The sequence below is a fragment of the Methanoplanus limicola DSM 2279 genome, assembly GCF_000243255.1.
Lineage (GTDB): Archaea > Halobacteriota > Methanomicrobia > Methanomicrobiales > Methanomicrobiaceae > Methanoplanus > Methanoplanus limicola.
In genome coordinates this window covers 2,610,266-2,623,711 of sequence record NZ_CM001436.1, presented here as the reverse complement: position 1 = coordinate 2,623,711, position 13,446 = coordinate 2,610,266, and the positions used below count along the sequence as shown (strand labels likewise).

9 protein-coding genes are annotated in these 13,446 nt (G+C 41.9%); 1 reads left to right on the top strand and 8 read right to left on the bottom strand.

Annotation, left to right across the window (positions count from 1 at the left end; translation table 11 throughout):
- Window positions 1–432 precede the first annotated feature (432 nt).
- From METLIM_RS12370 to METLIM_RS15800, 8 genes are all read right to left on the bottom strand, one after another.
- A complete protein-coding gene (locus METLIM_RS12370) occupies window positions 433–900 on the bottom strand; it encodes a chemotaxis protein CheW (protein ID WP_004078913.1) in 468 nt (155 codons plus the stop codon).
- Between the two features lie 13 nt (window positions 901–913).
- A complete protein-coding gene (locus METLIM_RS12365; protein WP_004078911.1) occupies window positions 914–3,520 on the bottom strand; it encodes a methyl-accepting chemotaxis protein in 2,607 nt (868 codons plus the stop codon).
- Window positions 3,521–3,843: 323 nt separating this feature from the next.
- Window positions 3,844–4,458, bottom strand: coding sequence for a CheR family methyltransferase (locus tag METLIM_RS12360; RefSeq protein WP_004078909.1), 615 nt, complete (start codon window positions 4,456–4,458; stop codon window positions 3,844–3,846).
- Window positions 4,459–4,470: 12 nt separating this feature from the next.
- Window positions 4,471–5,091, bottom strand: coding sequence for a CheR family methyltransferase (locus tag METLIM_RS12355; RefSeq protein WP_004078908.1), 621 nt, complete (start codon window positions 5,089–5,091; stop codon window positions 4,471–4,473).
- A gap of 24 nt (window positions 5,092–5,115) precedes the next feature.
- Window positions 5,116–5,574, bottom strand: a complete 459-nt coding sequence (locus METLIM_RS12350; protein WP_004078907.1) for a chemotaxis protein CheW — start codon at window positions 5,572–5,574, stop codon at window positions 5,116–5,118.
- Window positions 5,575–5,583: 9 nt separating this feature from the next.
- On the bottom strand, window positions 5,584–8,052 hold the full coding sequence (locus tag METLIM_RS12345; RefSeq protein WP_157202402.1) for a methyl-accepting chemotaxis protein: 2,469 nt from the start codon (window positions 8,050–8,052) through the stop codon (window positions 5,584–5,586).
- A gap of 695 nt (window positions 8,053–8,747) precedes the next feature.
- The gene (locus METLIM_RS12340) at window positions 8,748–9,206 is read right to left on the bottom strand and encodes a chemotaxis protein CheW (protein ID WP_004078905.1); all 459 of its coding nucleotides are present in this window, start codon (window positions 9,204–9,206) and stop codon (window positions 8,748–8,750) included.
- A gap of 9 nt (window positions 9,207–9,215) precedes the next feature.
- Complete coding sequence (locus METLIM_RS15800) at window positions 9,216–12,221, bottom strand: methyl-accepting chemotaxis protein (RefSeq protein ID WP_004078904.1); 3,006 nt, start codon at window positions 12,219–12,221, stop codon at window positions 9,216–9,218.
- Between the two features lie 511 nt (window positions 12,222–12,732).
- Here METLIM_RS15800 and METLIM_RS12330 point away from each other — a divergent pair.
- Window positions 12,733–13,143, top strand: a complete 411-nt coding sequence (locus METLIM_RS12330; RefSeq protein WP_157202316.1) for a hypothetical protein — start codon at window positions 12,733–12,735, stop codon at window positions 13,141–13,143.
- The last annotated feature ends 303 nt before the right edge of the window (window positions 13,144–13,446 follow it).

The window sequence follows — 13,446 nt, the reverse complement described above, 5'->3', positions numbered from 1 at the left end:
ATTACTATTATTTTTGGTATTTTTTCATCCAATTATCTTTACTTTTAGTCTGTTCTGCCTGAATTATTTGGGACGGACTTATTTTTTTTGGGTAAAATGGCCTCTGAAATTTAAATGTATTTATGTGTTCTGCGCGTAAAAAGGAGGTGTTTTGTGGGTCATATCTGATATTTTGGGCTTTAATATTTTTATTTTGTATGATTTATTGTGGTGTGGTGTTCTGACCTGACTTATATGCGATAATTATTTTCCGGGTATTTTCCGGGTATTTTTCTGTTATATTTTCAGGAGGTCTTTATTCCGTGTTTAAGAATGTTTTTCTGCTGCGTTTTTTTACTGCATTTTTTTTACTGCATTTTCCGGCTGGAAAAATTATTTGTGGGTATTTTTCCGGTCTACACTGTTCTGTCTGTAATTTTTGAATCTGCCGGTTCAGACCTCAGACTCGGTCAGTGTATCTGATAATATCTTTGCAATGTCTATCCAGATTACAAGGTCCTTGTTTTCATTCTCATCCTTTCCCATCTTGATAATGCCCTTTACATAGGCCTCTCTTGACATCGTCTCATCCATCTGGTCTATGTCGTCCTCGGATACCTGAAGGACGCTCTGGACATCATCAACAATCAGGCCGACATTTGAGCCGTTTGCTGCATCAGGGACGAGTACGATGATCTTTTGGTTTTCTGCCTCTTCTCCGTGCGGAAGGCCCATCAGATAATTGAGGTTTAAGATATTGGTTATCTCACCCCTCAGATTTATTATGCCTGCAATATGTGCAGGTGCTCTTGGAACCGGAGTTATCGGCATCATCTCAACAATTTCGCGTGAGATGTGGATGTCAAGTGCATACTGCACTCCTCCGATCTCAAACTGGACTACATCTCTCATTTCAGCCATATTACACCTTTATTCAGTACTTAAATCTGGCATTGGCTGTATCGAGGTCTTTAACAAGTGAATTAACCTCATGAATTGCACTGCCAATCTCCTCAACAGATGCACTTGCCTCTTCCGCAAGGGCTGCAAGTTCTTCGGCCTCTTTCTGGACTTCCTTTGTTTTCACTGTTCCGCTCTCAACCGATTTTACAACATTATTTGAGATATTTGCCTGATCCTCTATGGCTTTTGTTATCTCACCTATGTCATCTGTAACCTGTCCGGCATTCTTAATGATGGTATTGAGTGCCTCAAGTGCTTTTGTTACACTCTCTACACCTTCAACGATCTCAGAGTTTGCATTGTTTATCGCTCCGGCAGTCTTTTCACTGCTTGTCTGAACCATTGAGACGACATTTCCGATTGAATCTGCTGCCGCTCTTGCTTCTGCTGCAAGGTTCTTGACCTCTCCGGCAACTACTGCAAATCCGCGACCGTGCTCTCCGGCACGTGCAGCTTCAATTGCTGCATTGAGTGCAAGGAGGTTAATCTGGCCTGTGATGTCATTTATGAGCTTAACGACATTGCTGACCTCCTTTACCTTCTCGGTCAGGTCGTTTATCTCATCAACACTCTCTTTTGCAATTTTTTCGACATGGCCCATTTTGTTGTTTGCATCATTGCCAAGTCCCTGTGCCTCTTTTCCTATCTCCACAACGTGGTTTGCCGCATTGAATACCTCCTGTGAGGTACTTGCAATCTCCTCGTTTGATGCCGAAAGATCGGCAATCTGCCGGTTTATATCCTCAATATTAATCAGCAGGTCTTTTGTCAGGTCGGCTGCCTTCTGGCTTGTGTTCGCAACCGCTTCTGCGGCCTTTGCCACTTCATCCGTTCCTTTTCCGACCTCATCGGAGTTAATTGCTATCTGTTTTGTGACATCAACTGAATTTCTGACATTCTCTGATACGTTTATTCCGATGTCATTGAGTGCCTCTTTAAGCCTTAAGAAGTCCCCTTTAACCTTCAGTTCATCAGAGAATCTTGCTGTAAAGTCCGCATCTGCAAAGCTTGCACAGACTTTTAATGCTTCATCTGTCGGAACCGCTGCTGCCTTCAGGAGGTTGTTCATACCTTCAACAAGTCCTGTGTATGCACCTTTGTATTTTGATGAATCTGCCCTGTATTTGAGTTCACCATCTTCTCCGGCATTTACAAGCCCCTGGATGTCTGTAACAAGTGCAAGGAGGTTATCGTTTACGGCTCTTACAGAGGAATTGATCTCAAGGAACTGTTCCCTGACTTCCTTTGTGTATTGATCGGCCTCTCCGACCTGAAGTTTAATGTCCTGCGGCCTTCCTTCTGCGATACATTCAAGGTCTGCTGCAACCTTTGCAACTTCCACTTTTAAGTATTCCCCTACTTTTGTGGTTGCTGAAATGTCCTGTATGACCTCAACATGGCCGACTTTTTCTCCCGCTGCGTCCCTGACCCATGCGGCATCAACCATGAAGTTTCCGCCGTCCTGCTCGAAGAATGTCTTCTCTTTTCCGGCTCTGAGGCATTCCACACCACAGTCCTTTGTTTTACAGATGTTTGCATTCCACCGGTTGCACTGTGTTCCGACAGCATCCTTTTTATCCACATTTGCCATTCCGGCGGTTGCAGGGTTTAAGTATGTCCAGTTCATATTCAGGTCTGTGACTGAGACCGGGAACGGTATTGCGTCAAGTATGGATTCAAACCAGGCCTTCTCATTTTCCATGTCAGTGATATCGACCCAGGTTGTATTGACATTCTTAAACTCACCGTTTTTGTCAAAGACAGGAATTGCCGATACGTTTATTATCCTCTCCTCGCCTTTGAAGGTCATATGGAACTTACCGTCAGTCCTTCTCCTCTGATTTATTGCATCCTTTGTACCTTCACCTTCAATTTTTGTTATTTTGAAGTTATCATAAAGTTCGTTTACTTTCACTGAGGTGAGGTTCTCTTTTCTCATTCCTGTGAGTTTTACAAAATCATCATTTACATCCTCTACAATGAGATTTTGGTCTATCATCAGAATGGGAATCGGAGCGGTCATTATGGTTTTATATAGATAATCGCCTCTTTCCTCGAAGTTCTTTCTCTCGTTTTCAAGAGTAGTTATGTCAATTAAAACAGTGTTGATATTGGTAACCCTTCCATCGTCATCCATCAGAGGTATGCTCTGAATTTCAATGATCTTCTCTTTGCCTTTAAAGATCATACTGAATTTGCCTGAAACACTGCTTTTCATTTCAAGGGCATCTTTTGAACTTTTACCTTCGATTAGTTCCAGTTTAAATTCCCTGTGGAAATCAGAGACATTGAGCCTCTGCATTCTCTCTTTTGAATATCCTGTTAAATCTGTGAATTTATCGTTTACATCCACAATATTGAGCCCGGAATCTGTAAGGGCCATTGGCACAGGAGTTTTCATCAGGGCCTGGTACAGGAAGTCTCCTCTGCCGGCATCCTCTTTTCTGCCTTCAATGAGTTTATTTATACCCTCTCCAAGAGTTTTCAGTTCGGGATCCACCCTGCTGATCTCGATCTTTTCATCCATATTGCCATTAAGTGCCCCCTCAATGGCTTTTTTTAGCATGTCTGTTTCCATAATTCAGCCTCAAAGTATTGCGTATATGGTAGGTCTTTCCGACTTGCCAAATTGCATAGCAATCTACAGATCCTAATTGTTCTCTTTTGGATATATAGGTTTTTGTTTTTACACAATTTTTCAGAAAAGAGAGATATTTTTAATTATTTTTAAATATTGCACCGTTTTGTAATTATTATTTCCATATTTAATTAAAAATTAATTTTTTTTGTATGTTCCTTTTTATTGCCGCTTTAAATAATTATTTATATTATTTTTTATCTGGCCGTTTTCTCAGCCGGAATTTTTTGTGCAGGTATGATTAACTGTTTTGTAATTTAATTTCAGGAAATTTTTTGGTATATTCTCGCATCCGGAAATATTCTGGCAAAAGAGTTCTGATCTTTATCTGACAGTCTGTGTGTCTGTTCAGTTACGAGATAACCACCATTATTCAGGGTGTCATAAAATAGTCCTGTTATCGCTGACTGCTCAGCATCATTAAAATGCAGGAGGACATTTTTGCAGATGATTATATCAAAAACCCCTCCGGGAGATATTCCGGAGAGGAGGTCATGCCTCATAAATTTTACTTTTTTTCTCAGTGAATCGTTCAGAATGAGATTTTCAGAGGATTTATCATCCTCATGGAAGTATCTTTTCCGGATTTTATCCGGGATTCTTGTCAGGCGTTCTCTTTTATAAATTCCTGTCTCAAAAAATTTCTCAAAGGCATCATCAGGGTCAACATCGGTGGCTAAAATCTCAACTGAATCAGGGATAATACCCTCAAATTCCTCAGATATTAAAATTGCGATTGTGAAGGGTTCTGAACCGTCTGAACATCCGGCACTCCAGATTCTGACTTTACCTTCAGATTCGAGTATCTCACGGACGGGCATGAGAAGCTTTTTCATTGTATGCAGGTCCCTGTGAAAGTATGTCGCCCCGATAACCACTCCTCCTGATAATTACTCTTCTGCTTTCCTGTAGATATTATTTTCAGTGTCGGTCTTTATGAATATGTCTGAGAGTTCTTCCGGAATTTTCTGTGAATGCTCCATCAGGAGATACCCCTCGTCTTTAAGTGATTTATGAAACATCCGGACGACTTCACTTTTTTTGTCATCCGGAAAATGTTCAAGGACGTGTTTGCATATTATGAAGTTGTATGTCTCTCCCTGCTCCGGAGGATTTAGCATGGTCAGGTCGTTTCTGAAGTAAGACACCTTCTCCCGCAGTTCTTCTGATATCCTGTAGCATTCGTCCGTATGTTCGTCAAGTTTTGTAAAGAATTTTGCAAGTCTCGCTTCGGAGACACTGTTCAGCCTGTTTCTCTGATATATTCCGCTGGTGATTATATCTCTGAATTTGTTGCTTAAGTCTATATCAGATGCTGTTATCCGGATTTTATCAAATGTGTCATCATCAAGGTTCTCCCTTAAGATCATCGCAAGGCTGTACACTTCCGCTCCTGATGCACAGCCTGCATCCCATATTGAAATAATCTCTTCTCCGGAGATAAATTCTCTGATAAGTCCCGGTATTTCACTCAGTACTTCAGCATCCCTGAAAAAAAATGTGAAAGCCATTAAAATCCAAGTATCAGGTTGAACTTAATACTCCGTTAATGTATCTTCAAGAATTTTGGCGATGTCAATCCAGATGACAAGATTTTCATCATTATCTGACGCATTTCCGGTTTTGATTACCCCTCTCACATATGCCTCGCTGGATATTGAATTGTCAATCTTCTCTATTCTGTCTTCCGAGACCTGAAGGACACTGTGGACATTATCCACAATTATGCCGACATTTGAGCCTCCTGCTGCATCCGGGACGAGGACAATGATCTTCTTCTCACCCCGGCTCAGTTCATTTTCAAGGCCTAAAAGGGTGTTGAGATTTAAGATATTTGTAATCTCACCTCTCAGGTTTATTATACCGGCGATGTAATCCGGTGCCCTTGGCACAGGTGTTATTGGCATCATCTCGACAATCTCCCTTGCGAGGTGAATGTCAAGTGCGTATAATGTATCTCCAATCTGAAACTGGACGACATCGGTTATTGTCATTTGATGCCCCTATACTCTGAATATCTCCATGTCGGTCTTAAGCCGGTCTGTGAGATCAGTCACTTCATGGATTGCACTGCCGATCTCCTCTATTGATGCACTCGATTCCTCCGCCAGTGCAGCAAGTTCCTCTGCCTGCACCTGGACGTTCTTTGTCATCTGTGTGCCCTTGTCTGCCGCAGATACGACATTGTTGGCGATATTTGCCTGGTCCTCAATTGCCTTTGTGACCTCGCCGATGTCTGAGCTTACCTGCTTTGCACTGTTAATAATAGTATAGAGACCTTCAAGGGTTTCGTTCACACTCGTTACACTGTCAAGTATCTCCACATTTGCCGTATTAATTGCCTTTGACGTATTCCCTGCTCCGGTCTGCACAGTTGATACAACCTTTTCTATGTTGTCCGTTGCAGCCCTTGCCTCTGCTGCGAGGTTCTTGACCTCTCCGGCAACTACTGCAAATCCGCGACCGTGCTCACCTGCACGTGCGGCTTCAATGGCGGCATTGAGTGCGAGGAGGTTTATCTGTCCTGTAATGTCGTTTATCAGCTTAACGACATTGCTGACCTCCTTGATCTGCTCGGTGAGTGCGTTTATCTCATCAACACTCTTCTTTCCAATCTCCTCAACCCTTGCCATCTTGACTTTGGATTCATCGCCTGACTTCTGGGCATCCATGCCAATCTTTACCATATTGTCTGCACTGCCGAGGATCTCCTGTGATGTGCTTGCAATCTCCTCGTTGGATGCCGAAAGGTCGGCAATCTGACGGTTTATCTCAACAATATTTTCAAGAAGCTCTTTTGTCTGCCGGGCAGTCTCCTGGCTGGTTGTTGCAACCCCTTCCGAAGCCCTCATAATCTCATTTGTGCCCTTTGAGACTTCGTTTGAGTTTGCATTGACTTCAAGGACGACTTTGTTTGTATCCTTTACAACGGTTGAGAACTGAATTCCAACATTATCTATTGAATTCCTGAAATTCTCAAAACGTCCGGCAACTCTGATTCTTTCATTGAAGCGTGCTGTATAATTATTGTTGGAGTACTCGTCAAGGACTCTTATACCCTCATTTGCCGGCACTGCAAAGGCTTCAATGGTGTCATTGATTCCGCCGATTATTCCGGCCCATGCACCGTCAAACTCTGAGGTATTCCCTCTGATCTCCAGCTGTCCTGCTATTGCGCCATCTGTCAGCCTGTTTATTTCAGAGATAACATTTCCTGTGACATCAACACTGTGGTTGATGTTGTCCCTTATTACAAGATAATATCCACTTGTGTCAGCGGTTATCTTTTCAAGTTGTCTGCCATAGGAAACACTTTCGATAAAATCTCCGCAGATTTTCAGAACCCTTGCCATCTCGCCGAATGTATCGTTTAAGCCTCCGCCAATCTTTGCAAAGTCACCTTTATGCCTTGAGACGTCTATTCTTCTGTCAAGGTCACCTTTGACTGCTGCCTCGTTCATCATCCCGACATCCTTTATGCAGCCATCAAGGGCATCAATACAGAGGTTGAGGTTGTTGTTGATCTCATTGTAGTCGCCTTTGTACTGTGCAGTGATCTTCTCCGGAATATCTCCCCTGCTTATCCTCTCGATGTACTCCGCCGCCAGGACGAACGGTTCAACGACTGCATCAAGTGTGTTATTAACACCTTCAACGAGTTTTTTATATTCACCTTTCAGCTTTGAGGAATCAGCACGGACATCAAGTTTACCCATAATGGCAGCATCTGTTAAATCCTGTGTTTCGTCAGTGAGGAGCTGAATATTGCTCATCATTGCAATGTAGGCGGGCAGGAGCTTGTCATTTTCACAGCGTTTGCCTATGGCTTTGTATGCGGGCAGCCTTTCAAGGTTTCCTTCAGCAATCTGCGAGACTGTCTCCTGGACGTATATGTTGTGATCAATAACATCATTTAACGCATCACAGACTTCCTTAAATATGCCGGCATAACTGCCTTTTGTCTTCTCAGTAAAGTCATTTAATTTAATATTCTGCAATATTTTGTTAGCTTCAACAAGACCTCCGAGCCCTTCAATACAGAGGTTGAGGTTGTTCTTTATCTCGTTGAAGTCCCCGTTGTAATTGTAAGTAATCTTCTCCGGAATATCTCCCCTGCTTATTCTCTCCACGTATTCTGCTGCTACATTAAGTGGCTGAATAACTGCATCGAGTGTGTTGTTCATTCCTGTTATTATGCTTCCCCATCCTCCTGGGAATCTGTCTGCGTCTCCTCTTACGTCAAGTTCTCCGGCGGTTGAAGATTCTGTAAGTCTTTCTGTTTCATGAAGTATACCATAGACTATATCTGTGCAGCTGTTAATTTCATCAATAATTTCTTTTGTCTTCCCCGAATAATCCCCTTTAATCTTCTCAATATTTTCTCCCTTTGAGAGTTGTGAAACAAAATTCAATAGCAGTTCATTCTGTAATTCCAGCTCTGCTGCTATGTTTGATTCAGATTTACTTTCCATAACTGGTATGTTTTCCATGTTTTAGCCCTCTCTGATTTGAAATATTACTATGGTTTTATGCACCCCGCAATTGCACAACTTTAATGCAATTCACAATGGTATGGTATTTTGTATGGTTTTTCTGTATATTAAATTTGCCTTACGTTTGTTTCCCGGTATTCTGTATGGTGAATATAAGGAGTTTTTCTGATGAAAAAAGTAACATTTTGGCTTTTATTTTGGGAATTATCTCTTTATGTTAAGTATTTTTCCAGTGTCTTATCTCTTCTGTGCTCAGGGATGGTACAGATATTCAGCCTTATTTTCCGGGTGTTCATCTACCCTCTTATTTTCTCCCCGAATAAATATGTTTAAATGTGTGTGTTTCTGAATCTATCTTTTCAGTCAATAATTATTCATGTTTCTCACAAAAAATGCCTGATTTCCTCGTCAGAATGATATTTCAAAATCTGTTCTGGAGTCTTACAGAAAAAAAATCCTTTGATTATGATCAGGAATTATTGGTATTGTCCAGGCCCTGTATGTTAAAAAAAAGCAGGGTTCTGATCATTATTATTGTATATTTTGTGCGCCGGACCTTCAGGTGAAAATAATTACTCGCGGTTAATGGCTCAGAAAAAAGTTATTTTATTTACCGGAACTTTCCGATGCTGAATTTCCGGAAAGGGATGTGATAAAACACTTCGTCTGAAGTGTTACTGCTCAACTAATGTATCTTCAAGAATTTTGGCGATGTCAATCCAGATGACAAGATTTTCATCATTATCTGACGCATTTCCGGTTTTGATTACCCCTCTCACATATGCCTCGCTGGATATTGAATTGTCAATCTTCTCTATTCTGTCTTCCGAGACCTGAAGCACACTGTGTACATTATCAACAATTATTCCGACATTTGAGCCTCCTGCTGCATCCGGGACGAGGACAATGATCTTCTTCTCACCCCGGCTCAGTTCATTTTCAAGTCCGAGAAGAGTGTTGAGATTTAAGATATTTGTAATCTCACCTCTCAGGTTTATTATACCGGCGATGTAATCCGGTGCCCTTGGCACAGGTGTTATCGGCATCATCTCTACAATCTCCCTTGCGAGGTGAATGTCAAGTGCGTATAATGTATCTCCAATCTGAAACTGGACGACATCGGTTATTGTCATTTGATGCCCCTATACTCTGAATATCTCCATGTCGGTCTTAAGCCGGTCTGTGAGATCAGTCACTTCATGGATTGCACTGCCGATCTCCTCTATTGATGCGCTCGATTCCTCCGCCAGTGCAGCAAGTTCCTCTGCCTGCACCTGGACGTTCTTTGTCATCTGTGTGCCCTTGTCTGCCGCAGATACGACATTGTTGGCGATATTTGCCTGGTCCTCAATTGCCTTTGTGACCTCGCCGATGTCTGAGCTTACCTGCTTTGCACTGTTAATTATGGTATAGAGACCTTCAAGGGTTTCGTTCACGCTCGTTACACTGTCAAGTATCTCCACATTTGCCGTATTTATTGCCTTTGACGTATTCCCTGCTCCGGTCTGCACAGTTGATACAACCTTTTCTATGTTGTCCGTTGCAGCCCTTGCCTCTGCTGCGAGGTTCTTGACCTCTCCGGCGACAACAGCAAATCCGCGACCGTGCTCACCTGCACGTGCGGCTTCAATGGCGGCATTGAGTGCGAGGAGGTTTATCTGTCCTGTAATGTCGTTTATCAGCTTAACGACATTGCTGACCTCCTTGATCTGCTCGGTGAGTGCGTTTATCTCGTCAACATTCTTCTTTCCAATCTCCTCAACCCTTGCCATCTTGACTTTGGATTCATCGCCTGACTTCTGGGCATCCATGCCAATCTTTACCATATTGTCTGCACTGCCGAGGATCTCCTGTGATGTGCTGGCAATCTCCTCGTTTGATGCTGAAAGGTCGGCAATCTGCCGGTTTATCTCGACAATATTTTCAAGAAGCTCTTTTGTCTGCCGGGCAGTCTCCTGGCTGGTTGTTGCAACCCCTTCCGAAGCCCTCATAATCTCATTTGTGCCCTTTGAGACTTCGTTTGAGTTTGCATTGACTTCAAGGACGACTTTGTTTGTATCCTTTACAACGGTTGAGAACTGAATTCCAACATTATCTATTGAATTCCTGAAATTCTCAAAACGTCCGGCAACTCTGATTCTTTCATTGAAGCGTGCTGTATAATTATTGTTGGAGTACTCGTCAAGGACTCTTATACCCTCATTTGCCGGCACTGCAAAGGCTTCAATGGTGTCATTGATTCCGCCGACAATTACCGCCCATGCACCGTCAAACTCTGAAATGTTGCTTCTTACATTAAGATCTCCGGACGTTGCGGCCTCTGTCAGCTTATTTACCTCGGCGACAAGATTTACCAGAACATCAATACTGTGATTGATATTGTTCTTCATTGCAAGATAATATCCGGATGTTTCAGCCGTTATTTTGTCAAGCTGCTTCCCATATGATACCCCTTCGATGAAATTTCCGGTTATCTTCATAATCCTTGCCATCTCGCCGAATGTATCGTTTAAGCCGCCGCCAATCTTTGCAAAGTCACCTTTATGCCTTGATACGTCTATTCTTCTGTCAAGGTCACCTTTTATGGCGGCCTCGTTCATCATCCCGACATCTTTTATGCAGGCATTTAAGGCATCAATACAGAGATTTAAATTGTTGTTGATCTCGTTGTAGTCACCTTTGTACTGTGCCCTTATCTTCTCCGGAATATCTCCCCTGCTTATTCTCTCAATATATTCTGCTGCCAGTACAAACGGCTCAGTGACTGCGTCCATAGTCCTGTTCATTCCGTTTAAGGTTGTGTACCATGCACCTTCAAGTCCTGAAGTATTGGCACGTACGTCAAGCCTTCCGTTTACAGCTGCATCTATGAGTGTTTCAGTCTCAGAACCCAGTTTTTCAAGGACATCAACGCTCCGGTTTACATTGTTTTTGACATCAAGGTAATATCCCCATGTCTCCTTTGTGATCTTCTGCGGTACAGCTCCGTGGCTGATATTGTCCATGAAATTAATGCAGACTTTGATTATCCTTGCCATCTCCTCAAAGGTCTGGTTGAATCCGTCGATCATCTCTCCGTATTTGCCCATATGCTCAGAAGTGTCAATCCTCCTGTCAAGGTCACCTTTGAATGCAGCTTTGTTCATAATGCCTATGTCGGAGATGCAGTGGTTTAAGGCATCAATGCAGAGGTTTAAGTTGTTGTTTAACTCGTTGTAGTCACCTTTGTACTGTGCCCTTATCTTCTCCGGAATATCTCCCCTGCTTATCCTCTCGATATATTCAGACGCCAGAACGAACGGTTCAACGATTGCATCCATAGTCCGGTTCATGCCATTCAGGATATTGTGCCAGTTCCCTTCAAGTCCGGATGTATCTCCCCTTACGTCAAGCCTTCCGTTTACTGAGGCGTCAATCAGTGCCTCCGTCTCAGAAGTAAGCCTCTCAAGGGTATCAATACAGTGATTAATATTATCCCTCATTATGAGGTAATAACCGCTTGTATCCTTCTCAATCTTTGGGAATTCCTTTCCGTGGCTTATGCTCTCAATGAACGCCCCGGAGATGTGCATGATCCTTGACATCTCTGCAAAGCTCTCGTTAAAGCCCTCTATCATCTCGGCATAGACTCCGTTATGCCTGGAAGAGTCCACTTTTGTATCGATCTCTCCCCTGTAGGCTGCATCTATCATTATATGGATGTCGGATGTGCAGTTGTTGAGTGAATCTATGCAGAGATTCAGGTTGTTTTTAATCTCATTGAAATCCCCGTTGTATTCCTTTGTAATCCTCTTAGGAATATCTCCCCTGCTGATTCTCTCAATATGCTCAGCAGCGAGGAGAAGCGGTCCTGTTGAAGCGTCAAGGGAGTTGTTTATCCCTTCAATTATACTTCCCCATTCCCCCGGAAATCTGTCTGAATCTCCTCTTACGTCGAGTTCTCCGGCCATTGCAGATTCTGTCAGCCTGTCCGTCTCATGAAGAATTCCATGAACAATATCTATTGTCCTGTTTATTTCATCGGCAACTGTTTTCGTTTCGCCTGAATATTCATCTGTTATCTTCTCTGTTAATTTTCCGTCTGCAAGGCCTGCAACGAAATTTAGCAGCATATCCTTCTGTATCTCAATATCTGATTTGGTCTGCATGAAATTACCTGGTTTTTTTAATTCTCTGTTTTTATTTGATCATATGCACATCATATATGACATACATTCATGGATTACTTTTTTGTCTTACAAATTGTTATAATTTTACTGTATATTAAATTTCGTATTTCTCTTTTGAGTCTTAGTAGATATATTTAATTTATGGCGCTGGTTAATGCTTTTTGTTAAAAAAGATCTGTAATGATAAATAATGTTAAATATTTATCTATACGGACTATTTTTCCGAAAATAATAATTATTTTGGGCTTTATGGATTTTGATTGTCCAATAATGTCTGGAGTTATAATTTAACTTTTAATCAATAAATAATTCTCTGGTGAAATTTTTTTCACCGGAAATGTATATATATTATTATTTCAGGATTCAGTATCTGGCAGTCTGTTAATCTGTTTTCTGATTTTATCATGATAAATAATTATAAATACTAATAATCATTTCATCTCTGCACATCTTCATCTCTTAACCGTCCTGCAAAATAATAAGTGCCCATATGACCCAATTATTTATGATGATGCACAGGTGGACTATACTTCTGTTTGTAGTGGGGACTGCACTTACAGGTTCTGCATATGCAGGAAGTCTGGATTTCATTCCCGGAATTTCAGGTGAATTTATACCCGGGGGGCTTTCAGACCCAACAGAACCGGACACTATCTTAACAGACTCTGAGATCAATACTTCAAAGCTATATTCCCCGGAGGTAAAACCTCTTGACCTGAGTGAAAATCCGGTTGGGACACTCGGCGCACTCCAGGAACTGATTGATCAGCTAACCTCAGCCGCAGATGAGATTATACACTTCATCGACAGCATATTTGAGATGCTCGGCATGGAGGAGAGAGAAGAGGTTAAAAACTTAAAAGATGCCCTTGAGGATGGCAGAAATCTGGTTAAAGACTGAAATGTGATGTATGGTTCTTCTTCTCCGGAGAATTTCTGTGTGCTGTCATTTTTTGACTGCTGTAATTTCAGGGGCAGAAACAGACAGCATGATCAATTTCCGGTTGTACAATATATATATCTCTTTTAAAACATATTATGTACAGGAATTTTTAATCCGGGTGATTAATCACTCTTATTATTAATTTCACAGTCTCCGGCAGAACTTTTTTGTTATGCCGCAGATATTCAGTTGAAATTAGAATAATTATTAATTTAAATGGATTTTATCCAGAATTTCAGTACATTTCATGAGGAGCTATAT